Below are 23,701 nucleotides of genomic sequence, written 5' to 3' on the forward strand. Positions count from 1 at the left end.
GCCCGCAAGCCGCTGATCGAGCTGGAGAACATCCAGAAATACTATGGCGATTACCACGCCCTGCGCGGGATCACCGCAACGATCCGGCAAGGCGAGTTCTTTTCGCTGCTGGGGCCGTCGGGCTGCGGCAAGACCACGCTTTTGCGCACCATCGCGGGGTTCGAGGAGGTATCTTCGGGCATCCTGAAGATCGACGGGCGCAGCATGGACGGGGTGCCGGCGAACCGGCGCCCGACCAACATGGTGTTCCAGTCCTATGCCATCTTCCCGCATCTGTCGGTGGAGCAGAATGTCGGCTTCGGCCTGCGCCGCGATCCGCGTTCGGCCGCCGAAAAGGACCGCGCCGTGCAAGAGGCGCTCGAGATGGTCGGCCTCAAGGGCTATGGCAAGCGCGCCGCCCATGCGCTTTCGGGCGGCCAGCGTCAGCGTGTGGCTTTGGCGCGGGCGCTGATCCTCAAGCCCAAGGTGCTGCTGCTGGACGAACCCCTGTCGGCGCTTGACAAGAAGATGCGCGAGCAGATGCAGGTCGAGCTGATCAAGCTGCAGCGTCAGGTCGGCATCACCTTCATTCTGGTCACGCATGATCAGGAAGAGGCGCTGGTGATGTCCGACCGGATAGCCGTGATGTTCGAAGGCCAGATCGCGCAACTGGACGATCCCGAAACGCTGTACCGGCTGCCGAAATCGCGGCAGGTGGCGGATTTCATCGGCACGATGAACTTCCTGCCGGCAACGATTGCGGCGCAAACCGCGGATGGATTCGATGTCGATGTGGCAGGTCTGGGGCGGTGCCACATCGGCGCCCGCCAGTCCCCCGGCGCGGTGACGGGCGAGGTGTCGGTCGGCTTCCGGCCGGAGACGCTGACGCTGCTGTATGAAGGCCAGCAGGCTACCGACCGCGAAAGCCCCGGCGTGATCGAGGAAGTCGTCTATTACGGCGACATGACCTATTACGACGTCAAGCTTGACGGCGTGGCCGTCCCGGTGCGGCTGTCGATGCGCAACGTCTTTGGCCGCCCGGTGCTGGATCGCGGCACGCGCACGCGCGTCGCCTGGTCGCCCGGCGCGCTGGTTCTGTTTCGCTAGATCCGTCTCGGGCCACGGCGCCATGAACCCGTCGGGACGCACTCGGCAGTTCGTCGCGCTCCCGCACCCTTGCGCCGCCCAAGGGCGGCACAAGGGTTTGGGCCGGGCGCCGCGCAAGCGCGGCGTGCCTCCGGCGGGGGTATTTGGAAAAAGGCAAAGCCTGCCGGGGCAGGCCAGGCTGATGGCAGGCTTGCAAGGTGGACAGGCTCTCTGAATGGGGGCGCAAAATTTCCCGCGAAAATCTGTCTTTGGCCGCTTGACGCCCCCCGGCGCATCCTGTAGTTCACCCCTCACGCGCGGTTGTAGCTCAGTCGGTTAGAGTACCGGCCTGTCACGCCGGGGGTCGCGGGTTCGAGCCCCGTCAACCGCGCCACTTTCCTTCTTCCATCAAAGGCTTCCGCAGGGTTTCGCATCCTTGGATCTGTCTGCCTGTGGCGTCACCCTTTGGTGAAATCCTTGGTGGGTGCGGGTTGCACGCGCCCCAGGGCATCGCGATCCAGCAGCTGCCAGAGGCTGCGAATTTTCCGTGAAAAATCCGTCACCTTCCGCTTGACGCCCCCCGGCGCATCCTATACTTCACCCCCCACGCGCGGTTGTAGCTCAGTCGGTTAGAGTACCGGCCTGTCACGCCGGGGGTCGCGGGTTCGAGCCCCGTCAACCGCGCCACTTTTCTTCCAAAATCAAACGACTGAGCATATGTGGTGTCTGCTGCATGCCAGTCCTGTTGTTTCGCTCCACATCCCGTGCAGGAGGCGCGCCGCGCTTGCGCGGCGCTTGGCCCAAAGCCCCGTGCCGGGCCATGGCCCGGCTCGGGGGTGCGGGAGCACCTCGGCCAGCCGCACGAGCGGGCCAGCTGTACCATGTGGCGGCGCTTCGCCCGTCGGATCGCTGGCAAATGTCATGGGGCCGCCGCTTTCGCCCGACACGACCGTGGCCACCCGCCGGCCCGCCTTATGGCTGCGCTCAGGCAACAGCCTGCAAGCGTTGCCGCTTGCGCGCCCTTGGCAAGCTTGCGGGGGCCAGCCGGGCAAACCGCGCGGCGCCGGTGATCTGCGGCGCGTCCGTGGCCAGGCCAGGCACCATGAATGTCCAGCGTCGCCCGCACAGGCGAGCTCAGGGTGTGCCCGTCGGCAAGGGTGCGGGCCTCGGATGACAGCGTCGCTTTGCCCGCATGGGCCGATACGATGGCCAACACCTTGATGCAGCCCCGGCGCATCCTGCGCTGCATTCACGCCGCAGGTGCCCGATCCGCAGCTGATCGCAAGATGAACCATATCCGGATCGGCCGGTGGACCACTGCAGCCCATGGGCCACAACGCCGCGGACAAGCCTGCGGCGACGGGGTTGGCCTTGTTAAAGGTCTTTCCGTCCTTGTGCAGCTTTGCCCCGTAAAGTCCTATGAAAGCGTTCTTTTCCACGCGAGTTCCCGTGGCATGTGACCCCCGCGCGCAGGATCCTCGCCGTTACCGAGAGGGCCTCGCCTTTCCCGTGATGGCCGCGCCTGGCCGTGAGGATGCGGGGGGCACTCTGCACCCACCGTCTCTCGACAAGCGTCGCGCTGCGCGCCGATGGCGGGGGCCAGTGATACCGCGGGGGCGGGGCCTCGGCATGAACCAGCTCTGCGGCTGCGTCCAGTTCGGCCATGTGCCGTTGCCAGCCCCCCGACGACCCGCCGAGATGACACCATCACCAAGGCGATCGAGGCCGGATCACGCTTGCGTCCTTTGATGCCTGGCGGAACGGCGATGATGCTGCGCCACGGGACGATCAGACGGCGGCGCTGCGGCCGTTCAGCGACCCGCCATTTCGGGGTCTGCGTGGGCGGGCAAGGCGATTGTCTCTATGGAAGAGCGCGCCAATTGGCTGCTGCCCGCTGACATGGCCCCCAGTCGGCAGAGGATGCGCGGCGCGCTGGCGGCCTTCCGGCATGAAGGTCACCGTGCCGTTCCTGGCCGAGGCGCTGTTTGAGACCAGGGCGGATCAGATGGTCGCCTTGCAGGACAGTCTGTCCGGAATAACGCCCCGGGTTGCGCTGCCTCGCGCTGTTGCCCGATACGGTCACCCTGTCGTGCCCGGTGTCGAACCTGCGCCGGTGACCGATGGTGGCCCCGCCCCCGGGGGCATTCCTGTCGCCAGGCTGAAGGGCCCGGGTCGGCTTTGCCATTCCTTAACCCGGCTGCGGCACTCTGACAGGGAACCAGAGCCGAAGGAGAAGCCTTTGCCCGATCCTGCTGTTGACCCCGCCTCCGACCTTGCACCGCTGCTTGCAGAACTGGACAGTCTGGCCGAACAGGCCACCGCGCTGCGTGTGCGGATTGCGCGCTTGTCTGCGGCGTCTTCGGGGGCGCGCCCGGGGTGGCCGATCCGCCGGCTCGGCGATGAAACGCAAAGCGCCGCCACCCGGCCGGGCAGCGGCGCCTTGCGTCTTGTCGCGGGTCAGGCCTGCTGAGCGGCCAGCGTGTCGATCTGGTCGCGCCACATTTCCATCTGATAGCCATGGCGCGAGGGCAGGGCAATGATGTCATCGGTCGGGCGCTTGCCCGCCTCGCTCAGCGCCCAGACGATCGAGGAGCGGTTGCCCGAGGCGCAATAGGCCAGCACCGGGCCGTTGGCGCCCGCGATCGCGCTGCCCTGGGCGGTCACGTTGTCCATGGTGATCGCACCGCCAACGACCGGGTTCGCCACGAACTCCAGCCCCAGCGCCTCGGCTGCGGCCTTCATGGCTGCGGCATGGTGACTGGGCGGGATTTCCGCGTCGGGTCGGTTGTCGATGATGCGCACGAAGCCGGCGGCCTTGATGGCCGGCAAATCCTCGGGGTCGATCTGCGGGCTGACCGAATAGCTGGGCGTGATCTGGCGAATGTCCATGGGCTGGTCCTCAGGCGGTCTTGGGCTGGGGCGCCCGGGCGTTGAACACGGGCGCGATACCCATACCTGCCATCATGGCCAGCATGAACACAAGCCCGCCCAGCCCCCCGAACGACAGCGAGGCCATGGCCGGGCCCGGGCACAGCCCCGCCAGACCCCAACCCGCGCCAAACAGCAGCGAGCCGACGATCAGCCGCGTGCTCAGGCGCTGTGCGGGGGGCTCGGGCAGGGCATTGCCCAGAACCGCGACGCGCCGCCGCGCGGCCACGCGCCAGGCGATGGCCATGGGGATGATCGCGCCGCCCATCACGAAGGCCAGCGTCGGATCCCAGGCACCGAAGATGTCCAGCCAGCCCTGCACCTTGGTCGTGTCCACCATGCCCGAGATCAGCAGGCCCAGACCGAACAGCCCGCCCGACAGGGCAGCAAAAAGGTTGCGCTTCATGTCAGATGATCCCCAGCCAGTGCCGTGCCGCCACCATGATGACCCCGCCTGCCAGCAGATAGGCAAAGGTCGCCGCAATCCCGCGCAGCGACAGGCGCGAGATGCCGCACACCCCGTGGCCCGAGGTGCAGCCATTGGCCAGCCGTGTGCCAAGGCCAACCAGCAGCCCGGCGACGATCACGACCCAAAGGTTTGACGTCACATGGGTTTGCGCCCCGCCCACCAGCGCGGCGCCAATGGCCGGCACCAGCACAAGGCCGGCGATGAAGGACGCACGTTCGGCCCAGGTGGCCCAGCCCGTGCGGTCCACCAGCCCGCCCAGAATGCCCGAGGCCCCCATCACGCGCCCGTTGAGCAAAAGATAGACCGAACCGGCGACCCCGATGATGAGGCCACCAACCAGGCCATAGACCCAGTCGATCGGATTGATAAGCATGTCCTGTTTTCCTGTTGGTTCGAGGGCACTTGCCCCCCTTTGGCAGGGCCGGCCGCGCGTCCGGCCCCTTGGGCCTTACAGCCCGTTGACCGGCACCTTGAGATAGCTGATGCCGTTATCCTCGGGCTCGGGCATCTGGCCTGCGCGCATGTTCACCTGAAGCGAGGGGATGATCAGCTTGGGCATGGCCAGCTGGGCATCGCGTTCGGTGCGCATGCGGATGAAATCCTCGCGCGACTTGCCGGCGCCGATATGCTTGTTCAGCCGCTTTTGCGCGCCGACCGTGGTTTCCCAGGCGTATTGGTCGCGCCCTTCGGCCTTGTAGTCGTGGCAGACGAAGATCCGCGTATCATCCGGCAGGGCCAGGATTTTCTGGATCGAATCCCACATGGTTTCTGCCGAGCCGCCAGGAAAGTCGCAGCGCGCCGTGCCGAAATCGGGCATGAACAGCGTGTCCCCGACAAAGGCCGCGTCCCCGATCACATAGGTCAGGCAGGCCGGGGTATGGCCCGGGGTGTGCAGCACATCGCCGCGCAGCTGGCCAATGTGAAAACTGTCGCCTTCCTTGAACAGCTGGTCGAACTGGCTGCCATCGCGCTGAAAGCGGGTGCCCTCGTTGAAGATCTTGCCGAAGGTGTCCTGCACCACGGTGATCTTTTCGCCAATCCCGATCTTGCCGCCCAGGCGTTCCTGCAGATAGGGCGCGGCCGACAGGTGATCGGCGTGAACATGGGTTTCCAGGATCCAGGCAACCTCCAGCCCTTCCTTCTGGATGAAGTCCACCACAGCATCGGCCGAGCGCGTATCGGTATGGCCCGAGGCATAGTCGAAATCGAGCACCGAATCGACGATGGCGCAGGCACGGCCGGCAGGTTCCTGCACGACATAGGTGATGGTGTTGGTCGCTTCGTCAAAGAAGGCGTGGATTTTCGGGGTCATGGTCATGGCCTCGTGGGTTGCGTTGCGGCCAATATGCGCTTCCTGAAGATATATTTCAAGATTTGAATATGAAATTTGTGATCCCGATTGACATGCGTCAAGGCAGCAACAGGCGTATGCTGCCAGCGTTGTCGCAGCAAAGGGAGACCGCGATGACGACGAATGCCGAGCGCAAATCCATGCTGGAAGGCCGTCTGGCCACGCTGAGAACCCGGCTTCAAGGGATTGAACACGAGCTGAGTTCCCACCAGTCCAAGGATTGGGAAGACATGGCGATCGAGCAGGAAACCGATGAGGTCCTTGAAGGCATGGGCCATTCGGGTTTGCAGGAAATGCGCCAGATCGAATCCGCCCTGCAACGTATGGCCGATGGCGACTATGGCTATTGCACGAAATGCGGGGCCGAGATTGCCAACGAACGTCTGGATGCGCTGCCGCATACGCCGTTCTGCCGCAATTGTGCGCCCTGACGGGGTACAGCGCGCGCCTTGCGGGCACCGCACAAGGGAGGAAGACCGATGACACCGAAAGAGTTGAGTGATCGCATGGCTGAACTTGCCCAACGTGCCGCCCGCCTGTCGCAGGGCGATCCTGCGCTCGAGGCGCTGCGCGCCGAGCTGGAGGCGCTCTCGCAGCTGTTGCCCGCCTCGGCCGGCCCGGATCGGGCCGATCAGGTGGTGGACGATCTGTTCGACAACATGCCTGTGTAACTGACGCGGCGGCCTTGCCAAACCGCCCCCTGCACCTGTTAATGCCCTCGAACTTGATTTGGAGGGCCGGGGATGGCGGAAGCGGTGCGTCTGGAACGCGAGGGCGAGGTTGCGGTGCTGGTGATAGACAGCCCGCCGGTGAATGCGCTGGGTCTGGCGGTGCGTGCCGGTCTGGCCGACGGGATCGCGGCTGCGGCTGCCGATGATGCCGTCAAGGCCATCGTGATCCGCGCCGACGGGCGCACGTTTCCGGCAGGCGCCGACATTTCCGAATTCGGCAAGCCCCCGCAAGACCCCTGGCTGCCCGAAGTGTGCAACCAGATCGAGGCCTGCGCCAAGCCGGTGATCGCCGCCCTGCATGGCACCGCCCTTGGTGGCGGGTTCGAGGTGGCGCTATCCGCGCATTGGCGCATCGCGCTGGCCTCGGCCAAGGTGGGCCTGCCGGAAGTGACGCTGGGCATTCTGCCCGGCGCAGGCGGCACGCAGCGCACCCCGCGGCTGATCGGCGCCGAACAGGCGCTGGACATGATGATTTCGGGCAAGCCGGTGGCGGCTGCCAAGGCGCTGGCCATGGGTCTCTTGGACGAGGTGGTCGAGGATGACCTGCCCGGCGCTGCCCTGCGCCTTGCCCGCAAGCTGATCGCCGAAGGCGCCGCCCCGCGCCCCACGCGCGAGCGGCGCGACGGGATGCGCGATGCGGTGGCCTATGAGGCTGCCGTTGCCGCCGCCCGCAAGGCGCAGGCGTCGAACCGTCTGCCAGGCCCGCGCCGCATCGTCGATTGCGTCGAGGCCGCGCTGCTGCTGCCCTTCGATCAGGGGCTGCAATACGAACGCGCGGCGTTCTCGGAACTGGTAGGCTCGCCCGAGGCGGCGGGCCTGCGCCATGCCTTCTTTTCCGAACGCCGGGCGGCGAAGATGCCCGAGGCCAAGGCCGCCGCGCGCCCGCTTGCCAAGGTTGCGGTGGTCGGTGGCGGCTTGATGGGGGCGGGCATCGCCTATGCCTGCCTCTCGGCGGGCTATACCGTCTCGCTGATGGACCGCGACCGCGAAGGTCTGGCCCGCGGGCTGGAGCGGATCGCCAAGCTGCAGGAAGGCGCGGTGGACAAGGGCCGCATGACGGCCGCACAGCGCGAGGCCGACTGGGCGCGGCTTTCGGGCGTCATGGACATGGCGCAGCTCGCCGATGCCGATCTGGCGATCGAGGCAGTGTTCGAGGATTTCGACGTCAAGGCCGATGTGCTGCGCGGTCTTGATGCGGTGCTCAAGCCTGGTGCGGTGCTGGCGACCAACACCTCGTATCTGGATGTTGACGCGCTGGCCACTGTCACCTCGCGTCCGGCAGATGTGGTGGGGCTGCACTTCTTCTCGCCCGCCCATGTGATGCGGCTGCTGGAGATTGTCGTCGGCAAGGCAACGGCCCCCGAGGCGGTGGCCACGGGTCTTGCCCTGGCCAAGAAGCTGGGCAAGGTCGCGGTGCGTTCGGGCGTGTGCGACGGGTTCATCGGCAACCGCATCCTGACTGCCTATCGTCAGGTCTCCGAATTCCTGATCGAGGATGGCGCGACGCCCTCGCAGGTTGACCGTGCGATGCGCGCCTTCGGGATGCCGCTGGGGCCGTTCGAAGTGTCGGACATGGCGGGCCTGCAGATCGCCTGGGCCCGGCGCAAGCGCCTTGCGGCCACCCGCGATCCGGCCAGGCGCTATGTGGCCGTGGCCGACCGGCTGTGCGAGGCCGGGCGCTTTGGCCAGTCGACCGGCAAGGGGTGGTATCGCTACGAGGGGCGCAAGCCGGTCGAGGACCCGGAGGTTCTGGCCATCATCGAGGCCGAGCGCGCGGCCAAGGGGATCACCGCCCGCAGCTTTACCGACGACGAGATCGCAACCCGTCTGCTGGTTGCCATGGCCAACGAGGGGGCCAAGATCCTTGCTGAAGGGATCGCGCTGCGGCCCTCGGACATCGATGTGGTCAAGCTGTTCGGCTATGGCTTCCCGCGCTGGGAAGGTGGGCCGATGCACTGGGCGGACCGCTTCGGCATCCTGCAGCTGAAGAACGCTGTGCTGGACTATGCGTCGCAGGCCCCGGATTTCTGGCAGGTGGCGCCCAACCTTGACGAGATGATCGTCAATGGCACCCGCTTTGCCGATCTGAACGAGGGGTAAGCTCCCGCACCCTCGGACCGCCCTGACGGGCGGCCCGAGGCTTTGGGCCGCGCGGCGCGCCATGGGCGCGCCGCGGTCGCCCACTGTGTTGGTCCATGTTCCCTGGGTTCCGAGGTCTTGCCCGAAGGGCAGGGCATAGGCCCCTGCACGCAGGGCGGTGGGCGCCTCGCTCGCAAGAGAGGCGCTGACCGCGCGCCCGCAGATGAGGGCGCGACCTTGAGGGCAGCGGGGGTGCCCTGCGATGCGCCCATGCGGTTCAAAGCGTCTGGCCCGTATCAGGGTTTGCAGCCCCAAGGCGAGCCGGGTCTGATCCTGGCAATGGCGGCCAGGATCGGCAGGGGCCGGCCGATCCCGTCGGCGACCCTTTGCCTGTGCCCTCAGCCTTAGCCCAGCAGCAGCGCCGCGACGACCGCCCCAAGCCCGAGTGCCGACAGGGCAAAGGCGCCAAGGTTCACCGCGACCACGCGGCGCAGGGTTGCCTTCATCGCCTCGTCGTCCAGCTTGCGCCGCCGGGCCTGACTGACGGTGACGATGCACCAGACGATGCCCGCCAGCCCTGCCAGCGTCATGGCCGCTCCGATCCAGATCAGCGCCTGCATTCTGTCATCCCTCTGCCACAGCCATCTTGCCGCCTGACAGATCAAGCGGGCGCGGGATCATCTGCCCGCTGCCCGGCGGGGTCTACCCTTGTCCGCCGGTGTCTGGCAAGGCGCCTTGAACCGCCGCGCCCGCAACGGTAGGACAGGGCAAACCATCAGAACGAGGCTGACATGAGCAACCCGACCGATGCCTATGCCGTCACCGCCGACGAGCTGCGCCAGTTCATCGAACGCGCCGAACAGCTTGCTGCGGAAAAGAAGGACATCGCCGAACAGGAAAAGGAACTGTTCGCCGAGGCCAAGGGGCGCGGCTATGACACCAAGGTGATGAAAAAGGTGATCGCGCTGCGCAAGCGCAAGCCCGATGACATTGCCGAGGAAGACGCGATCCTTGACATGTACAAGGCCGCGCTCGGGATGGGCTGAACGGCCGGCGTTTGCGCCTGTCGGGGACCGGCCCGATCAAGGTGCCCACCCGGCACCCCCTGGTGTCCAAAATGCAAAGGCGGTCTCTTGCGGGGCCGCCTTTTGCAATCCGGGTGCCCGCGCAAGGGCAGAGCCCTGGCTCTGCGCTTGCGCCGCGCCGTCCTGCTCTCGATGGGCAGGACGGCGCGGGCCTGTCAGTTCGAGACCTGCTCGCGCAGGATCGAGGCGGTCAGCGCGATCATCAGATAGAGCCCGGCAAAGATCAGCAGCGCGACCGAGGTATTCTCGAATGCCCGCGGATAGCTGGGCACATCCGGAGCGACCGGCGCCACGGCAAGCGACAGATAGCGCTGCTGGCGGTTCGCCTCGATCCGGGCGATTTCGAGCTGTTGGGCAGCCTGCGTCAACAGAAGCTGGCGCGTCTGCACATCGGCCTCGGCCACCAGAAGTTCCGACTGCACCTTGGCCAGCGACCGCCCGCCCGCGCCATCCTGGGTCAGGCGGGCGCGCAGATTGGCGATTTCCTGCTCCAGCGTCGCGACGCGGCGCTGCACGGGTTCCACCCGCGCCCTGTTCGGGCTGGAGTTCGACAGCATCTGCGCAAGCGCCAGCCGTTCCTGGGTCAGCTGGGTTTCCAGCGCGGTGATCTGGCTGGACAGCAGGGTGATTTCCACCTCGCTGGACAGAACCTTGTTGCGTTCCTGCAATTCCACCACGCGCTGCTGAGCGGCCATCAGCTTGGCCTCGGCATCGTCATAGCTTTCGCGCGCGCCCTTCATCTGGTCGGTGCGCAGCCGTTCCGACAGGTGGTTCACCTGTTCCTCGGCATAGTGGATCAGCTCGCGGCTCCAGGCGGCCGACAGATCGGGCGTCGGGGCCGACACCTCCATCTTGATGATCCCTTCGGTCTGGTCATACGAGATCTGCATGGTCTTCTTGTAGATTTTGTAGGCCGCCTCGATCGAATTGGGATCTTGCAATCGCTGCAGCGGATCGACCGAGGGATCGGCGAAATGGCGCCGGAACCCGACCGCCTGATCCAGCCGCAGCATGGCATCGCGCGATTGCAGATAGCCCTGCACGGCGATCGAATCCTGCGATGTGGCGAATTGCGTGCCCGAGAACAGCCCGCCAAGCCCGCCTGCGGCCGGGCTTTCGGCCTGCTGGATCACGAATTCCGAACGCGTGGCATACATCGGCGTGGCGATGACGGTATAATAGATGGCGGCGATCAGCGTCGGCAGCCCGACGAACACCGCCAGCCGCGCCCACAGCAGCAGCATCCGCCGCCGCCGCCTGCGGCCGATATCGCGTTGAATCCGTTCGATATCCGACACCGGGTTCGGGCGTTCCATCCGCACCTCGGGCGAGGGCAACTGGGTCGGGCTGGCCGTCTGCGGCAGGTTCGCATCCTGCGGCACCTGGGTCAGGGCGCGCGATCCGCCCGGCACCTCGGCGCTGGCCCCGGCGGTCACCATATCCAGCACGCTGCTGCGCCCGAACGGATCGATCCCGGCCTTGCGCAGCAGGCGCACGGCATCGAAATCCGATGTGGCAGGAAGCTGGTATTTCTCGGCCATGCGGCGGGCCAGGCGCAATTGCCGGCCCGTCAGCCCCTCGCGCCGGATGGCGTCGATTTCGGCATCTTGTGCCAGATCCTGCGGCGCCGTCACCTCGCCGGTCGTGGCCGCAGGCGTTGCCTTGCCGGCGGTCGGAAAGGCCTCGGGGCCAAAGCCATCGTCTTGCGGCTCCAGCAGGGCAGAGGGGTCGTCTATGGGGCGGGCCTTGCCGGTTGGCGACCCGGTTGGCGACAACGAGACCGGCAGGCGGATGCGGAACCGGGTGGCCTTAGGCATGGTAGTCATAGAGCCGCTTAGCCTCTTCCAGGGAATCGAACATGACAAGCTGCCCGTTCATCAGCACGGCGGCCGATCGGCAGAATTTTTCCAGCGTCTGCGCCTGATGCGAGACGATCACAACGGTCGCGCTTTTCAGCCGGTCGCGCAGGATCGACCCGGCCTTGCGGTTGAAATTGACATCGGTGGTCGAGGGCATCCCCTCGTCGATCAGGTAGATGTCGAATTCCATCGCCAGCATCAGCGCAAAGGAAAACCGCGCCCGCATCCCCTGGCTGTAGGTGCCGACCGGCATGTCGAAATATTCGGCAATGTCGCACAGCCAGCGGCAGAACGCCTCGACATAGTCGGGATCAAGGCCATACAGCCGCGCGATATAGCGGGAATTTTCCGTCGCCGTATGCCGGTTGACCACCCCGCCCATGAACCCCAGCGGAAAGCTGATCCGGCTGGTGCGGGTGATCTTGCCTTCGTCCGGCTTTTCAAGGCCGGCCATCATGTTGATGATCGTCGTCTTGCCGGTGCCGTTTGGCGCCAGGATGCCCAGCGAATTGCCAAGCTCGACCCGGAAGGAGGCACGGTCAAGGATCACCTTGCGCGACTTGCCGGTCCAGAAACTCTTTGAAACTGATTCGAACTCGATCATCATGCTGCTCCGGGCTTGTTGCCGGCCCGTTTCCTGTGACCTTTCTCACAGGTTTTCCTTGGCGCAGGGTTAATTGTCCAATGCGGCAGTATTAAGGCTTAGGCGGCCCGGGCGGGCAAGGGGGAACCGGCGCCCTGCGCGGCGCGATGGGTCTTGCGCCCGGCCCCAAGCCGGCCCTATGCCGGGGCAAGTGATCCAGGAGGCCCGCGATGACCCCGCTCGATACCGCCCACGCAGCCATGCTGGCCGATCCCGACGACGATGCGGCGCGGCTGCGCTATTATCGCACGCTGGCCGATGCCGAACTGTTCCTGCTGCTGGAGGACGAGCCGACGGGCGACTCCCTGTCCCCGCGCGTCTTCCCGCTGGAAGATGGCCCGGTGGTGCTGGCCTTCGATACCGAGGAACGGATGGCCGATTTTACGGGCGTTCCGGTGCCCTATGCGGCGCTGCCGGGGCGGGTGATCGTGTCACAATTGGCGGGGCAGGCGACCGGGCTTGGCCTTAATCTGGGATCGTCCGAAAGCGCCTGGCTGATGGGGGCCCATGCCATCGACTGGCTGAGCGGTGTGCTCGATCAGGCCCCGGCCGAGGCGCGCGGGCGCCCCGTGGCTGTCCATGCCCCGGGCGCACTGGAGCCCGAACTGGCCGAGGCGCTGGCGGTGGCGGTCTCGGGGGCGGGCGGGCTGGCGGTTGCGGCCGTCCTGGCCCAGGCGGCCTGGGCCGATGGAACGCGCGGCCTCTTGCTGGCCTGGCTGGGCGCCGGTGCGGGGGCAGAGCCGGCGCTGGCCCGTGCTTTGTCCGAGGCGCTGGCCTTTTCGGGGCTGGACCAGGCGTCGGTCGACATGGTGTTCCTGGCGCCCGATGATCCGGCCGCACGGCAGATCCTGTCGCTGGGCCAACCCCTTGCGCTGCCCGAGCCACCCGCCGCGCCCCCTGAACGCGCGCCGCCCACCCCCCCCGGCATGGACCCGGCCCGCCCGCCGCGCCTGCGCTAGGGCTTGGCCTTTCCCCGCTGGCCGGTATTCTGGCGCAAAGAGGGGGGCGGATTATGGCACGGGTGTTGATCGTTGGTTGCAGTGATCCGGGCGCTGGCTGGGCTGCCCGTCTTGCCCTGCATGGGGTCGATGTTGCCATCCTCGACCCTTCGCCTGCCGGGCGGCAGCGACTGGCCGGACCCCTTGAAACGGCCCGGCGCTGGGTGCCGACCCTATACGACGGGCCGATGCCCAAGGAAGGGACGATCGAGTTCCTGCGCGACTTTGAGAAGGCGCATCAGGATATTGATTTCGCTATGGTTTTCGAAATGTCCGACGGCCTTGCGCCGTTGCCACCCCAGATGGGGCACCTTGCAAGCGCCGGAATTCCCGTGGTTGTCCCGCAGCCTGCAGGCGGCGCTTTGCAAGCCGCGCCTTCGCCTGATGCGGGGGCAAGCATGGCCTGGCTGTTGCCGGTGGCGCAGTTCACACCTGGTGGTAATCATGGCGCGCATCTATCTGATATAGCTTGCGAAATCCTGAATGACTGCGGGGTCTTTCCCGTCTGGCGCTCAGCCGATGGTGGGTGCCATTGGATGGGGGACGAAGTCTGCACGGACATGCCTGCCGAAGCCGCCCTTGCGGCCTGTTCCGGTCTGCTTGCGGCCTGCGCGACCATCCCCGAGCCTGACCGCGCCGCCGCTCTGGCCGGTCTCTTGCGCAGCCTCAAGGATCGGGATCTGGGGCTGGGCAGGCTGCTCGCCCGCCTGGATCGCCGGCGCGCCGGGGCGCTGTCGACGGAAACCGGCGATCTGGTCCAGCTGCAGGTCTTGCCTGCCTGGATCGACTATAATGGCCACATGACAGAAAGCCGCTATCTGTTCGCCTGCTCCGAGGTGACCGATGCCTTCCTGCGCCGGATCGGCGCGGGCCTCGACTATGTGGCGACAGGCTTCAGCTATTACAGCGCTGAGACCCACATCCGCCATCTTGGGGAATCGAAACTGGGCGAGCGGTTGATGGGCCGGGTTCAGGTGCTGGCGGCCGATCCCAAACGGCTTCACCTGTTCACGACGCTATGCCGCGGCGCAGATGTGGTCGCGACGCTGGAACAGATGCTGCTGCACGTCGACATGCGCGCCAACCGCGCCTGTCCAGCCCATCCGGCGGTGCTGGCGCGGCTGATGCCGATCGCCGCAGCCCATGCGGCTTTGCCCGTGCCGGAAGGCGCGGGCCGGCATGTCGGCCAAAGGCGCGATGCTCCGGCGTCTTGACCGGATGGATGGGACAGGCCGGGGCGCTGCCCCGGACCCCGGGATATTTTGAGACAGATGAAGCTGGCTTAATCCCTTCTTAACCCTGATCGTGAAAGCATGATTGTGCGGTACAGGCGGGGACGCCGATGACCGCGACAGGTGAAGTTTCCCGCTCCCGTTGGCTCGGGGGCGGGCGACATGTCAATCTCCCTTGCTCGCAGGATTGTGCGCCAAGCTGCCGTGGATTGTCTCGCACCGCGGCTCGCCTGTTTCATCTGTCCTGAAATATCCCGGGGTCCGGGGCAGGGCCCCGGTCCTCCGTCGGCCAGCTGCGCGACCGTTGCCGCTCAGCGTTGCCAGTCGAAGAAGCCCGAGGGCGCTGCCGCCAGCAGGCGCCGGGCCAGATCCTCGCCCAGGGCCACCGCATCGCCAGATCCGGCGCTGCCCTCAAGCTGGATCGCTTCAGAGCCATCGGGCCGCAGAACCTCGCCCCGCAGCCGGATTTGCCCGCCCTCGACAAGCGCAAGCCCCGCGATCGGCGTCTGGCACGATCCGTCCAGCACACGCAGCATCGCGCGTTCGGCCGCCAGCCGCAGGCCGGTCTGCGCATGATGGATCGGGTCCAGCAGCGCCGCGACCCGCGCGTCGCCCGCGCGCCGCTCGATCCCGATGGCGCCCTGGCCGACGGCGGGCAGCATGTCGTCCGGCTCGATGGCGGAACGCGCCAGATGCGCCAGCCCCAGCCGGTTCAGCCCGGCCATCGCAAGGAACGTCGCCCCCGCCACGCCATCGCGCAGCTTCTGCAGCCGCGTCTGCACATTGCCGCGGAATTCCACCACCACCAGATCGGGCCGGCGATGGATCAGCTGCGCGCGCCGGCGCAGCGAGGATGACCCGACGACCGCCCCCGGTGGCAGATCGGCCAGCCCCCCGGCCACATCCGACAGGAAGGCATCGCGCACATCTTCGCGCGGCAGATAGCAGTCCAGCACCAGCCCGTCCGGCTGCAAGGTCGGCATGTCCTTGGTCGAATGAACCGCAATGTCGATGCTGCCGTCCAGCAGTGCCTCTTCGATCTCGCGGGTGAACAGGCCCTTGCCGCCGGCTTCGCGCAAGGAACGGTCCTGGATGCGGTCGCCGGTGACCTTGATCACCACGATCTCGAAGGCGTCCTCGGGCAGCTCATGCGCGGCCATCAGCCGGTCGCGGGTTTCATGCGCCTGCGCCAGTGCCAGCGGCGAGCCGCGGGTGCCGATGCGCAGCGGTTGGGCGGGGGAGGGCAGGGCGTGCGTCATGAGCCCTGTCTACTGGTGCCCCAAAGCCCTGTCCAGCACCTCGGACCGAGTGCCGCAGGCCGATCCCCGGCCTTGACAACCGCGCCCCCACAAGGGACGAACCCCCGACACCCGCGACGGAGGCCGCCATGACCGACAAGACCATCCTGCGCGCCCTGCGCGGCGAAACCCAGCCCGTGCCGCCGGTCTGGCTGATGCGTCAGGCCGGGCGCTATCTGCCGGAATACCGCGCCACGCGGGCCAAGGCGGGCGATTTCCTGACGCTGTGCTATACGCCCGACCTTGCGGCCGAAGTGACCTTGCAGCCGATCCGCCGCTTCGGCTTTGATGCCGCGATCCTCTTTGCCGATATCCTGCTGATCGGCCAGGCGCTTGGCGCGAAGCTGTGGTTCGCCGAAGGCGAAGGCCCGCGGATGTCGACTATCACCGATGCGGCCGGTGTCGCGGCGCTAAGGCCGGTCGAGGCGATCCACGAAACCCTTGCGCCCGTCTATGAAACCGTCCGCATCCTCTCGCGCGAGCTGCCGCGGGAAACCACGCTGATCGGCTTTGCCGGCGCGCCCTGGACGGTCGCCACCTACATGATCGCCGGGCGCGGCAAGGACGACCAGGCCGGCGCCCATGCCTTCAAGGCCGCCGACCGCGCCGCCTTTACCGCGCTGATCGACCATATCGCCGCGGCCACGGTCGAATACCTCTCCGCCCAGATCGAGGCGGGGGCCGAGGTGGTCAAGCTGTTCGACAGCTGGGCCGGCAGCCTCAAGGGCCAGGATTTCACCGATTTCGCGCTTGCGCCCACCGCCCGGATCATCGCGGCGCTCAAGGCCCGCCACCCCGGCATTCCCGTCATCGCCTTCCCGCGCGAGGCTGGCCAGGGCTATGTCGGCTTTGCCCGCGCAACCGGGGCCGATTGCATCGCCGTCGACAATTCGGTCAGCGCCGACTGGGCGGCCGAGCATCTGCAACCCGATGGCTGCGTGCAGGGCAACCTTGACCCGCGCCACATGGTGACCGGCGGGCCGGACCTTGTGGCCGAGGCAAAGCGCATCGTCCGCGCCTTTTCGGGTGGCCCGCATATCTTCAACCTTGGCCATGGCATCACCCCTGATGCCGACCCCGAAAACGTTCACCGCCTGCTCGAGGCGATCCGGGGCTGACCTGCCTTTCGACTTGACGAAAATATCCCGGGGGCAGGCGCGCCCGTGACGCTGCGCGACAGCGGACCGGGGGCAGCGCCCCCGCTACCGCCCTTCTCCCATGATTGCCGGCTCGCGCCGTGCGGCGCATCCCTCGCGCGGGCAGATGCGGCACGAGGTGCCGACCGGGCGCGCCGCCGCCTCGCGAACCGAGGGCACCAGCACCATATGCGCCCGGATCACACCGGGGCCGGCAAACCCTTCGGGATAGCTGGTCTGCGCCCAGGCCCAGCAATCAAAACCCGCCGCCAGCCGGCCTGCCATTTCGACCCGCGCCTGCATCGGCTGGCCAGGGCGGCTCAGCGCCTCGTACAGCGGCCAGAGCGGGCAGGCAGCGCCAAAGCGCGGCAGGGCAAAACCCGGCAGCGGCTTTCGAAACACCAGCGTGCCGGACCCGTCGCAGATCACCAGCCCGACCGGCCCGGCCTCGGCCGGCAAGGTCGCCAGACGGCGGAACACCGCCGCAGGATCGGTGCCGAACCGCGCGGCCAGGCGGCCCGGATCCAGCCCGTCCTGGCGCAGAACGGCCAGAAACGGCGCCAGCGGCAGTACGGCCGCATCGGCGGCATATTGCTCCAGCCAGTCCCGCGCCAGCGCCCGCGCGGCCCGGCTGGCCAGCTCGGGCGCGCCTTCGGCCAAGGCTGCCGGATCGGCCCCCGCCTCCAATGCGGGCAAATGCCAGCCCTGCGCCTCGAGCCAGCTTTCCAGCTCTTCCTGGGGCGACGCGATGCCGGTCTCTTGCGCGGCCACCCCGTCCAGATAGCCCACCAGCGCCTCGGCGCCATTGGCGAGGCGCGCGGTATCCTCGGCCAGGTTGCGCTCGAAGCGGGCCCGCCAGTCGGGCTCGATGTCCGGCGTGTCGGCCAGAATGGCGGCGGTGGACCGCACCGAAGCCGCGGCCGACAGCAACTCATGCAGACCGGCGGACAGATGCGGATCCTGGCTCATCCGGTCGCTCAGCGCCTCGACCGCCTGCTCAAGCTGCACGATGCGCCGGTTCTGCGCAGCAATCAGCGCGGCCCAGCCAGGATAGCGGCCGGCGAATTCCTCGGCCCGGTCCAGCTCGGCCGGAACACCGGCGGCGGCGGCGGCCTCGCGCAGCGCGGCCCCCGCATCGGCCTCGGCCTCGCCGGCCAGCGCCTCGGGCGGCACCCCCAGCGCGGCGGCGATCCGCCCCAGCACATCGCCCGCAACCCGGCGGCGATTGTGCTCGATCAGGTTGAGGTAGCTGGCCGATACCCCCGCCGCCCGCGCAAGCTCGGCCTGGCGCAGCCCGCTGCGGGCGCGGCGTTCGCGGATGCGGGTGCCGGTCAGGGCATTCAGCGGCATGGGGCTCCTCCTGCGCGCCCAGCATAGGGCCAATCGGCGCGCCCGTCACGCAGGCCCTTGGCATCGCGCGCCCCCCGCGCCTATAAGACCCCGGTCAGCCGAAGGAGCCAGGGATGCGCGAGGCCTCGATCACCCGCACCACCGCCGAAACCGATATTTCCGTGACGGTGAACCTTGATGGAACCGGCCGCTATGACATGGCGACCGGCGTCGGCTTCTTCGACCACATGCTCGACCAGCTGGCCCGCCATTCGCTGATCGACATCAGCCTTGCCGCCCGGGGCGATCTGCATATCGACGATCACCATACCGTCGAGGATTGCGGCATCGCGCTGGGTCAGGCCCTGACCCAGGCACTTGGCGACAAGCGCGGCATCCGCCGCTATGGCGAATGCACCCTGCCGATGGACGATGCCCGCGTGCAGGCAGCGCTGGATCTGTCGGGCCGCCCGTTCCTGGTCTGGGACGTGACCTTCCCGACCCAGAAGATCGGCACCTTCGATACCGAACTGGTGCGCGAATTCTTTCAGGCGCTGTCCACCCATGGCGGCATCACCCTGCATGTCACGCAGGCGGCCGGCTTCAACAGCCACCATATCGCCGAAGCCGCCTTCAAGGCCGTCGCCCGCGCGCTGCGCGATGCGGTGGAAACCGACCCGCGCAAGGCCGATGCGATCCCCTCGACCAAGGGTATGCTCTAGGGCTTTGCCTTTTTCCAAATACCCCCCCGCCGGAGGCGTCCTCAGGCGCCGCCAGTGCTTCCGCCGAAAGGAACCGCGATGCTGACCGTTCTCGTCGATTATGACAGCGGCAACCTGCATTCCGCCGAAAAGGCCTTTCAGCGGATGGCCGCAGAAACCGGGGCAGGCGAGGTCATCGTGACCTCGCACCCCGAGGATGTCGCCCGCGCCGACCGGATTGTCCTGCCCGGCGACGGGGCCTTTCCGGCCTGCCGTCAGGCGCTGCTCGATCATACCGGCCTCTTCGAGGCGATCCACGAGGGCGTCACGCGCCGGGGTGTGCCGTTCCTGGGCATCTGCGTCGGCATGCAGATGCTGGCGACCCGCAGCCTTGAATACCGCGAGACCCCCGGCTTTGGCTGGATCGCCGGCGAGGTCGCCCGGATCGCGCCGGCAGATCCGACCTTCAAGGTGCCGCATATGGGCTGGAATGACCTGGTGATCGACCGTCCCCATCCGGTGCTGGACGGCATCATGACCGGCGATCACGCCTATTTCGTGCATTCCTACGCGATGCGCGTTGCCGACCCGGCCGAGCTGCTGGCCCACGTCGACTATGCAGGGCCCGTCACCGCGATTGTCGGGCGGGACAACATTGTCGGCACCCAGTTCCATCCTGAAAAATCCCAGGCCACGGGTCTGCGGCTGATCGGGAACTTCTTGCGCTGGGTGCCCTGACCCCCCGGCGTGCGCGCCGTGCGGGGGCTGTGGATGCCTCCGGCGGGGGTATTTGGGGGCAAGATGATGCAACGTGCGCTCAGGCCCGGCGGGCCTTTTCGATCAGCGCAAGGCCAAGGGCGATCAGCGCCATGCCGGCCAGATGGTGCGGCTGGGGCAGGGTGCCGCCGAGCGCCGCGCCCATCGCCAGGGCACTGACCGGGATCAGGAACGTCACAAGCGAGATCGCCACCGCCCCGGCCGACGCGACGATGCGAAAATAGAGCAGGTAGGCCAGCGCGGTTGACAAAGTGGCAACCCCAGCCAATGCGCCCCAGGCGCCGGGGCTGGGCATCGCCAGGGTCCATGGCCGGTCGATCCACAGCTCGAGCGGCAGGATGAGGGCGGTCGAGCAGGCGATCTGGCCGAAGGCCGCCTGCAGCGGCTCCACACCCATCCCGCGGAGCCTTTGCCCCCAGACCGCCGCCAGCCCGTAAGAGCCGGCGGCGAGCAGACAGCAGACGATGGCCAGCTGCGTTCCGCCAGTCGCAGCGGTGCCCATCATGATCGCAACCCCGCCAAAGCCTGCAGCCACCCCGCCCAGCCGCAGCCCGCCCAGCGGCGCCCTGGTGAAGACGCGCAGCGCCAGCAGGGTGAACAGCGGTGTCGTTGCATTGACGATGGCGGCAAGCCCGGCCGAAATGCCGCCCTGCGCGATGGCGAACAGCGTGAAGGGGATCATGTTGTTCAACAGCCCCATCACGGCCAGCGCCGCCCAGACGTTCTGTCCGCGGGGCCATGGGATGCCAAGCACAGGCAGCGCCACCAGCAGAACCAGTGTTCCAAGCCCCACGCGGCCCAGAACGATGGTCAGCGGCGCAAGTTCGGCGACCAGCCGCTCGACGAACAGGAACGAGCCGCCCCACAAGCAGGACAGCAAGATCAGGCAGGTCCAGTCGGTGCGGGTCATGGGGGGCTCTGCTCGCGGCTCGGGCCGGGTATGCCAGCTCACCCGCTACGGCGCGACCCGAAAGCTGCGCTTTGGCTATTTCACCCGCTGCCAGGTCTGTTTCGAGCACAAGAGCCCGCCCGCGATGCAACCGGCAAGGCTCAGGCTGTTGCCGTTCAGCTCGATCTTGCCCACATAGACCTTGTCATTGGACGGGCGCCACACCTGGCCCTGATACCGCCCGCCGCCTTGCGGCATCATGTCGATGACCAGCTGCTTGCCAAGGTTGGGCGATTTGTATTCGCCGCTTGCATTGAAGGTGCGCGCGATCGTGCCGCAGATCGCCGGGCCGCAGGGCGCCAGCTGGACATGGGCATAGGCGCCATCGTCCGTCTGGGTCTGCCATAGTCCCTCGACCGGATCGGCGGCAAAGGCGGGCACGGCCATCAGGGCGAGCACGGTGGCGGCTGCAAATTTCATCATCGGTGTCTCCTGGCGGCGTTTGCGTGCCGCTGCGGCACGATCCCGGAATGACAGGATTCGGGCAAGGGTGACGTGACTTCCCGATCTGCGGACCGGCCGATGCTGCCGGGTGCTTGGCATCGGCGCCGTCCCGTGGCAAGAGGCGCGCACCATCGGAAAAGGAGCCGGCCCATGATCCTCTATCCTGCCATCGACCTGAAGGACGGCCAGTGCGTGCGGCTTCTGCGCGGCGAGATGGAGGCGGCGACGGTCTTTGGCGATGACCCGGCGGCGCAGGCAGCGGCCTTTGTGGCGGCGGGGTGCCAATGGCTGCATCTGGTGGATCTGAACGGCGCCTTTGCCGGGCGGCCGGTCAATGCCCCGGCGGTCGAGGCGATCCTCGCACGGGTCACGGTGCCCTGCCAGCTGGGCGGCGGCATCCGCGACATGGCGACCATCGGCATGTGGCTGGAGCGGGGGCTCAGCCGGGTGATCCTGGGCACGGTCGCGGTGGAAAACCCCGATCTGGTGCGCGAGGCCGCACGCGAGTTCCCCGGCAAGGTCGCGGTCGGGATCGACGCCCGCAAAGGCTTTGTCGCAACGCGCGGCTGGGCCGAAGAGACCGGGGTTCAGGCCACCGATCTGGCCAAGAGCTTTGAAGATGCCGGCGTTGCCGCGATCATCTACACCGACATCGACCGCGATGGCGCGATGCAGGGCCCCAACATCGAGGCAACAGCGGCGCTCGCGCGCGCGGTGACCATCCCGGTGATCGCCTCGGGCGGGGTCAGCCACATGCAGGATCTGATTGCGCTGCGCGACACCGGGGTGATCGCCGGGGCAATCTCGGGCCGGGCGCTTTATGACGGGGCGATCGATCTGGCCGAGGCGATTGCGGCGCTGAAGGCATAGTCAAAGACAGGCCTCGGCGCACCGCCCTGGGGAAGGCACCGGCCTGTGCTTTGCCTTTTCTCAAATACCCTCGGGGGTGAATTGGCCGCAAGGCCAAGAGGGGGCTGAAAGCCCCCTGCGCCCTTGACGCCTGACATTCGGTCTGGACAGGGGAAGGGGGCCTTTAGCCCCCTCTGGCCCGTGCCGGGCCATTCACCCCCGAGGGTATTTGGGGAAGGTGATGGGACAGCCGCGCGCCTAGCGATCCGGCGGCAGCAGGCCCAGCCCGCGCAGATAGATGCCTATACCGGTTTCCAGCAGGTCCTCGGGGGCAAAGGGGGCGCGGGTGCCGGGGCGGGCGCGGGCGAACAGTTCGACGATACCGTGGCTCATGGCCTGGACATGGGCTGCGAACATGGCCGCCGGGGGGCGGCGGTCAGGGGGCAGGTGTTCCGAGAGGGTGGCGGCCGCGGCCTCTTGTGTTGCGCGGGCGCGACCCGCGGCGCGGGCAAGGTCGGGGTTGCCCGCAAGGTTCACGCCGCTTTCGAACATCGCGACGTAATGCCCTGGAAACTTGCGGGCAAAGGACAGATAGGCGCGGCCCGTAGCCTCGAAGGCCGCAAGGGCCGAGGGTTTGCCGCCATTATAGGCATGTTCCATCAGATCGCCGAAAATCTCGAAGCCCTGCCGGGCGGCTTCGGCGATCAGATCCTCGCGGCCCTGAAAATGGCGATAGACGGCGGCAGGGGTCACGCCAGCCTCCTTGGCGGCCTCGGACAGGGTAAAGCCTTGCGGGCCCTTCTCCTCGATCAGCCGCAGGCTGGCGTCGACCAGGGCCTGGCGCAGGTTGCCGTGGTGATAGCCCTGTTTAGCCATGCCAGAGGTCGGGGCCGCCGCAGATGGCCGGATCGGGGGTGCCGATGATCTCGGGCTTCTTGTGCGCATAGTCGATCGCGCCCAGCACGGTCTGGATCACCGCCAGCCGGGCGCGGTTCTTGTCGTCCGAGCGGATCACGGTCCAGGGGGCATCGACGGTATGGCTGCGGTCCAGCGTGTCGCGGATGGCCTGGGTATAGGCATCCCATTTTTCCAGCCCGTCCACGTCGATCGAGCTGAGCTTCCACTGTTTCAGCGGATCGGCTTCGCGGTCCAGCATCCGGCGCAGCTGTTCGGCCTGTCCGACGTTGAGCCAGATCTTGACCAGCCGGATGCCTTCGTCGACCAGCGTTTCCTCGAAGCCGGGAAGCTGGTGGAAGAAATGCTGGCGCTGTTTCGGGGTGCAGAAGCCGAAGACATGTTCGACCACGCCGCGGTTATACCAGCTGCGGTCGAAGATCGCCATTTCGCCGGCCGCCGGCAGCCAGTCGATATAGCGCTGGAAATACCATTGGGTCGATTCGCGTTCCGTCGGTTTGGGCAGCGCGACCACATAGGCATGGCGGGGGTTGAGGTTTTCCGTCAGCCGCCGGATGCAGCCGCCCTTGCCGGCCGCGTCGCGCCCTTCGAACACCACGATCATGCGACGTCCGGTGGCGCGCAGATCGGATTGCAGTTTGACCAGTTCGATCTGCAGGGGCTTCATGGCCTTGTCGTAATCGTCCTGATCCATCTCGCGCCGATAGGGATAAAGCGGCGACAGGACGTCCTTTTTCTTTGCGCCCTTCAGCTGCTCGCGGATCTCTTCGGGGGCGGATTTTTCGGCAAAGCGGCTGATGGCGCCGTCAAAGGGCAGGTCCATGGGATCCTCCGGGGCTGTGCGGGCAGTATCGCCGGATTGC

At 67.2% G+C, this 23,701-nt stretch carries 25 protein-coding genes and 2 tRNA genes; 14 read left to right on the top strand and 13 right to left on the bottom strand.

The features are described 5' to 3' along the window. Window positions 1–12: 12 nt before the first annotated feature. The 4 genes from G481_RS0113825 to G481_RS25930 all read left to right on the top strand — a co-directional run bounded on the left by G481_RS0113825 (window position 13) and on the right by G481_RS25930 (window position 3,535). Window positions 13–1,086: an ABC transporter ATP-binding protein gene (locus tag G481_RS0113825; RefSeq protein ID WP_028030571.1), complete on the top strand. Its 1,074-nt coding sequence runs from the start codon at window positions 13–15 to the stop codon at window positions 1,084–1,086. Between the two features lie 296 nt (window positions 1,087–1,382). Then, window positions 1,383–1,459, top strand: a tRNA-Asp gene (locus tag G481_RS0113830). A 216-nt stretch (window positions 1,460–1,675) separates the two neighbouring features. Beyond that, window positions 1,676–1,752, top strand: a tRNA-Asp gene (locus G481_RS0113835). A gap of 1,261 nt (window positions 1,753–3,013) precedes the next feature. After that, the gene (locus G481_RS25930) at window positions 3,014–3,535 is read left to right on the top strand and encodes a hypothetical protein (RefSeq protein ID WP_154664614.1); all 522 of its coding nucleotides are present in this window, start codon (window positions 3,014–3,016) and stop codon (window positions 3,533–3,535) included. Here G481_RS25930 and G481_RS0113850 read toward each other — a convergent pair. The 4 genes from G481_RS0113850 to G481_RS0113865 all read right to left on the bottom strand — a co-directional run bounded on the left by G481_RS0113850 (window position 3,523) and on the right by G481_RS0113865 (window position 5,774). Then, entirely contained in the window at window positions 3,523–3,954 is a 432-nt protein-coding gene (locus tag G481_RS0113850; RefSeq protein WP_028030573.1) for a protein tyrosine phosphatase family protein, read from the bottom strand. The genes G481_RS25930 and G481_RS0113850 overlap by 13 nt on opposite strands. Before the next feature lie 10 nt (window positions 3,955–3,964). Continuing rightward, window positions 3,965–4,399 carry a DUF6691 family protein gene (locus G481_RS0113855; protein ID WP_028030574.1) on the bottom strand — a complete coding sequence of 145 codons (435 nt, stop codon included), beginning with the start codon at window positions 4,397–4,399 and terminating at the stop codon, window positions 3,965–3,967. 1 nt (window position 4,400) lies between these two features. After that, entirely contained in the window at window positions 4,401–4,835 is a 435-nt protein-coding gene (locus tag G481_RS0113860; protein ID WP_035026086.1) for a YeeE/YedE family protein, read from the bottom strand. A gap of 75 nt (window positions 4,836–4,910) precedes the next feature. Continuing rightward, window positions 4,911–5,774, bottom strand: coding sequence for an MBL fold metallo-hydrolase (locus tag G481_RS0113865; protein WP_035026119.1), 864 nt, complete (start codon window positions 5,772–5,774; stop codon window positions 4,911–4,913). A gap of 152 nt (window positions 5,775–5,926) precedes the next feature. On the opposite strand from G481_RS0113865, the gene G481_RS0113870 reads away from it, so the two are divergent. The 3 genes from G481_RS0113870 (at window position 5,927) to G481_RS0113880 (ending at window position 8,644) form a co-directional block, all read left to right on the top strand. Next, entirely contained in the window at window positions 5,927–6,244 is a 318-nt protein-coding gene (locus tag G481_RS0113870; RefSeq protein ID WP_028030577.1) for a TraR/DksA family transcriptional regulator, read from the top strand. A 75-nt stretch (window positions 6,245–6,319) separates the two neighbouring features. Further along, window positions 6,320–6,484 carry a hypothetical protein gene (locus tag G481_RS25935; RefSeq protein WP_154664615.1) on the top strand — a complete coding sequence of 55 codons (165 nt, stop codon included), beginning with the start codon at window positions 6,320–6,322 and terminating at the stop codon, window positions 6,482–6,484. Window positions 6,485–6,556: 72 nt separating this feature from the next. After that, the gene (locus G481_RS0113880; RefSeq protein ID WP_028030578.1) at window positions 6,557–8,644 is read left to right on the top strand and encodes a 3-hydroxyacyl-CoA dehydrogenase NAD-binding domain-containing protein; all 2,088 of its coding nucleotides are present in this window, start codon (window positions 6,557–6,559) and stop codon (window positions 8,642–8,644) included. A 383-nt stretch (window positions 8,645–9,027) separates the two neighbouring features. Here the strand turns inward: G481_RS0113880 and G481_RS0113885 are convergent, their stop codons facing one another. Beyond that, on the bottom strand, window positions 9,028–9,243 hold the full coding sequence (locus tag G481_RS0113885; RefSeq protein ID WP_028030579.1) for a hypothetical protein: 216 nt from the start codon (window positions 9,241–9,243) through the stop codon (window positions 9,028–9,030). Between the two features lie 171 nt (window positions 9,244–9,414). Between G481_RS0113885 and G481_RS0113890 the strand changes: the two genes are divergently transcribed. Next, on the top strand, window positions 9,415–9,669 hold the full coding sequence (locus tag G481_RS0113890; RefSeq protein ID WP_028030580.1) for a DUF2312 domain-containing protein: 255 nt from the start codon (window positions 9,415–9,417) through the stop codon (window positions 9,667–9,669). Window positions 9,670–9,863: 194 nt separating this feature from the next. Here the strand turns inward: G481_RS0113890 and G481_RS0113895 are convergent, their stop codons facing one another. After that, the gene (locus G481_RS0113895) at window positions 9,864–11,534 is read right to left on the bottom strand and encodes a KpsE/RkpR family capsule polysaccharide export protein (protein WP_028030581.1); all 1,671 of its coding nucleotides are present in this window, start codon (window positions 11,532–11,534) and stop codon (window positions 9,864–9,866) included. Beyond that, window positions 11,518–12,171: an ABC transporter ATP-binding protein gene (locus G481_RS0113900; RefSeq protein WP_028030582.1), complete on the bottom strand. Its 654-nt coding sequence runs from the start codon at window positions 12,169–12,171 to the stop codon at window positions 11,518–11,520. Before G481_RS0113900 ends, G481_RS0113895 begins: the two co-directional genes overlap by 17 nt. 209 nt (window positions 12,172–12,380) lie before the next feature. Here G481_RS0113900 and G481_RS0113905 point away from each other — a divergent pair, with 209 nt between their 5' ends. Together G481_RS0113905 and G481_RS26715 are read left to right on the top strand one after the other, a co-directional pair. After that, a complete protein-coding gene (locus G481_RS0113905; RefSeq protein ID WP_028030583.1) occupies window positions 12,381–13,169 on the top strand; it encodes an SseB family protein in 789 nt (262 codons plus the stop codon). 575 nt (window positions 13,170–13,744) lie between these two features. Then, on the top strand, window positions 13,745–14,422 hold the full coding sequence (locus G481_RS26715) for a thioesterase family protein (RefSeq protein ID WP_425402464.1): 678 nt from the start codon (window positions 13,745–13,747) through the stop codon (window positions 14,420–14,422). Window positions 14,423–14,751: 329 nt separating this feature from the next. Here G481_RS26715 and hemC read toward each other — a convergent pair whose 3' ends face one another. Further along, window positions 14,752–15,699: a hydroxymethylbilane synthase gene (gene hemC / locus G481_RS0113915; RefSeq protein ID WP_028030585.1), complete on the bottom strand. Its 948-nt coding sequence runs from the start codon at window positions 15,697–15,699 to the stop codon at window positions 14,752–14,754. A 128-nt stretch (window positions 15,700–15,827) separates the two neighbouring features. On the opposite strand from hemC, the gene hemE reads away from it, so the two are divergent. Further along, a complete protein-coding gene (gene hemE, locus G481_RS0113920) occupies window positions 15,828–16,856 on the top strand; it encodes a uroporphyrinogen decarboxylase (RefSeq protein ID WP_028030586.1) in 1,029 nt (342 codons plus the stop codon). A gap of 84 nt (window positions 16,857–16,940) precedes the next feature. On the opposite strand, the gene G481_RS0113925 is transcribed toward hemE, so the two are convergent. Next, entirely contained in the window at window positions 16,941–18,224 is a 1,284-nt protein-coding gene (locus tag G481_RS0113925; RefSeq protein ID WP_028030587.1) for a helix-turn-helix domain-containing protein, read from the bottom strand. 113 nt (window positions 18,225–18,337) lie between these two features. Between G481_RS0113925 and hisB the strand changes: the two genes are divergently transcribed. Continuing rightward, complete coding sequence (hisB, locus tag G481_RS0113930; RefSeq protein ID WP_028030588.1) at window positions 18,338–18,925, top strand: imidazoleglycerol-phosphate dehydratase HisB; 588 nt, start codon at window positions 18,338–18,340, stop codon at window positions 18,923–18,925. A 78-nt stretch (window positions 18,926–19,003) separates the two neighbouring features. Next, entirely contained in the window at window positions 19,004–19,642 is a 639-nt protein-coding gene (gene hisH, locus G481_RS0113935) for an imidazole glycerol phosphate synthase subunit HisH (RefSeq protein WP_028030589.1), read from the top strand. Between the two features lie 79 nt (window positions 19,643–19,721). On the opposite strand, the gene G481_RS0113940 is transcribed toward hisH, so the two are convergent. Together G481_RS0113940 and G481_RS0113945 are read right to left on the bottom strand one after the other, a co-directional pair. After that, window positions 19,722–20,591, bottom strand: coding sequence for a DMT family transporter (locus tag G481_RS0113940; protein ID WP_028030590.1), 870 nt, complete (start codon window positions 20,589–20,591; stop codon window positions 19,722–19,724). A gap of 75 nt (window positions 20,592–20,666) precedes the next feature. After that, window positions 20,667–21,053 (bottom strand): DUF2147 domain-containing protein, encoded by a 387-nt coding sequence (locus G481_RS0113945; RefSeq protein WP_035026088.1) that lies wholly within the window; start codon window positions 21,051–21,053, stop codon window positions 20,667–20,669. Between the two features lie 171 nt (window positions 21,054–21,224). Here G481_RS0113945 and hisA point away from each other — a divergent pair, with 171 nt between their 5' ends. Then, window positions 21,225–21,944 (top strand): 1-(5-phosphoribosyl)-5-[(5-phosphoribosylamino)methylideneamino]imidazole-4-carboxamide isomerase, encoded by a 720-nt coding sequence (gene hisA, locus G481_RS0113950; RefSeq protein WP_028030592.1) that lies wholly within the window; start codon window positions 21,225–21,227, stop codon window positions 21,942–21,944. 237 nt (window positions 21,945–22,181) lie between these two features. Here the strand turns inward: hisA and G481_RS0113955 are convergent, their stop codons facing one another. After that, on the bottom strand, window positions 22,182–22,799 hold the full coding sequence (locus G481_RS0113955) for a TetR/AcrR family transcriptional regulator (protein ID WP_028030593.1): 618 nt from the start codon (window positions 22,797–22,799) through the stop codon (window positions 22,182–22,184). Next, window positions 22,792–23,661, bottom strand: a complete 870-nt coding sequence (ppk2, locus tag G481_RS0113960; protein ID WP_028030594.1) for a polyphosphate kinase 2 — start codon at window positions 23,659–23,661, stop codon at window positions 22,792–22,794. The genes G481_RS0113955 and ppk2 overlap by 8 nt, the downstream gene beginning before the upstream one ends. Window positions 23,662–23,701: the final 40 nt, after the last annotated feature.

Origin of the sequence: Gemmobacter nectariphilus DSM 15620, assembly GCF_000429765.1 — a bacterium.
GTDB classification, from domain to species: Bacteria; Pseudomonadota; Alphaproteobacteria; order Rhodobacterales; family Rhodobacteraceae; genus Wagnerdoeblera; species Wagnerdoeblera nectariphila.

What these genes read in the sequence shown, in the direction of transcription:
- G481_RS0113855 (WP_028030574.1), bottom strand. Translation starts at nt 4,399, where the DNA reads ATGAAGCGCAACCTTTTTGCTGCCCTGTCGGGCGGGCTGTTCGGTCTG.
- G481_RS0113885 (WP_028030579.1), bottom strand. Translation starts at nt 9,243, where the DNA reads ATGCAGGCGCTGATCTGGATCGGAGCGGCCATGACGCTGGCAGGGCTG.
- G481_RS26715 (WP_425402464.1), top strand. Translation starts at nt 13,745, where the DNA reads ATGGGGGACGAAGTCTGCACGGACATGCCTGCCGAAGCCGCCCTTGCG.
- G481_RS0113890 (WP_028030580.1), top strand. Translation starts at nt 9,415, where the DNA reads ATGAGCAACCCGACCGATGCCTATGCCGTCACCGCCGACGAGCTGCGC.
- G481_RS0113850 (WP_028030573.1), bottom strand. Translation starts at nt 3,954, where the DNA reads ATGGACATTCGCCAGATCACGCCCAGCTATTCGGTCAGCCCGCAGATC.
- G481_RS0113870 (WP_028030577.1), top strand. Translation starts at nt 5,927, where the DNA reads ATGACGACGAATGCCGAGCGCAAATCCATGCTGGAAGGCCGTCTGGCC.
- hemC (WP_028030585.1), bottom strand. Translation starts at nt 15,699, where the DNA reads ATGACGCACGCCCTGCCCTCCCCCGCCCAACCGCTGCGCATCGGCACC.
- G481_RS0113940 (WP_028030590.1), bottom strand. Translation starts at nt 20,591, where the DNA reads ATGACCCGCACCGACTGGACCTGCCTGATCTTGCTGTCCTGCTTGTGG.
- G481_RS0113880 (WP_028030578.1), top strand. Translation starts at nt 6,557, where the DNA reads ATGGCGGAAGCGGTGCGTCTGGAACGCGAGGGCGAGGTTGCGGTGCTG.
- G481_RS0113895 (WP_028030581.1), bottom strand. Translation starts at nt 11,534, where the DNA reads ATGACTACCATGCCTAAGGCCACCCGGTTCCGCATCCGCCTGCCGGTC.
- hisB (WP_028030588.1), top strand. Translation starts at nt 18,338, where the DNA reads ATGCGCGAGGCCTCGATCACCCGCACCACCGCCGAAACCGATATTTCC.
- G481_RS0113900 (WP_028030582.1), bottom strand. Translation starts at nt 12,171, where the DNA reads ATGATCGAGTTCGAATCAGTTTCAAAGAGTTTCTGGACCGGCAAGTCG.
- hisA (WP_028030592.1), top strand. Translation starts at nt 21,225, where the DNA reads ATGATCCTCTATCCTGCCATCGACCTGAAGGACGGCCAGTGCGTGCGG.
- G481_RS0113905 (WP_028030583.1), top strand. Translation starts at nt 12,381, where the DNA reads ATGACCCCGCTCGATACCGCCCACGCAGCCATGCTGGCCGATCCCGAC.
- G481_RS0113925 (WP_028030587.1), bottom strand. Translation starts at nt 18,224, where the DNA reads ATGCCGCTGAATGCCCTGACCGGCACCCGCATCCGCGAACGCCGCGCC.
- G481_RS25930 (WP_154664614.1), top strand. Translation starts at nt 3,014, where the DNA reads ATGAAGGTCACCGTGCCGTTCCTGGCCGAGGCGCTGTTTGAGACCAGG.
- G481_RS0113860 (WP_035026086.1), bottom strand. Translation starts at nt 4,835, where the DNA reads ATGCTTATCAATCCGATCGACTGGGTCTATGGCCTGGTTGGTGGCCTC.
- hisH (WP_028030589.1), top strand. Translation starts at nt 19,004, where the DNA reads ATGCTGACCGTTCTCGTCGATTATGACAGCGGCAACCTGCATTCCGCC.
- hemE (WP_028030586.1), top strand. Translation starts at nt 15,828, where the DNA reads ATGACCGACAAGACCATCCTGCGCGCCCTGCGCGGCGAAACCCAGCCC.
- G481_RS0113945 (WP_035026088.1), bottom strand. Translation starts at nt 21,053, where the DNA reads ATGATGAAATTTGCAGCCGCCACCGTGCTCGCCCTGATGGCCGTGCCC.
- G481_RS0113865 (WP_035026119.1), bottom strand. Translation starts at nt 5,774, where the DNA reads ATGACCCCGAAAATCCACGCCTTCTTTGACGAAGCGACCAACACCATC.
- G481_RS0113955 (WP_028030593.1), bottom strand. Translation starts at nt 22,799, where the DNA reads ATGGCTAAACAGGGCTATCACCACGGCAACCTGCGCCAGGCCCTGGTC.
- G481_RS25935 (WP_154664615.1), top strand. Translation starts at nt 6,320, where the DNA reads ATGGCTGAACTTGCCCAACGTGCCGCCCGCCTGTCGCAGGGCGATCCT.
- ppk2 (WP_028030594.1), bottom strand. Translation starts at nt 23,661, where the DNA reads ATGGACCTGCCCTTTGACGGCGCCATCAGCCGCTTTGCCGAAAAATCC.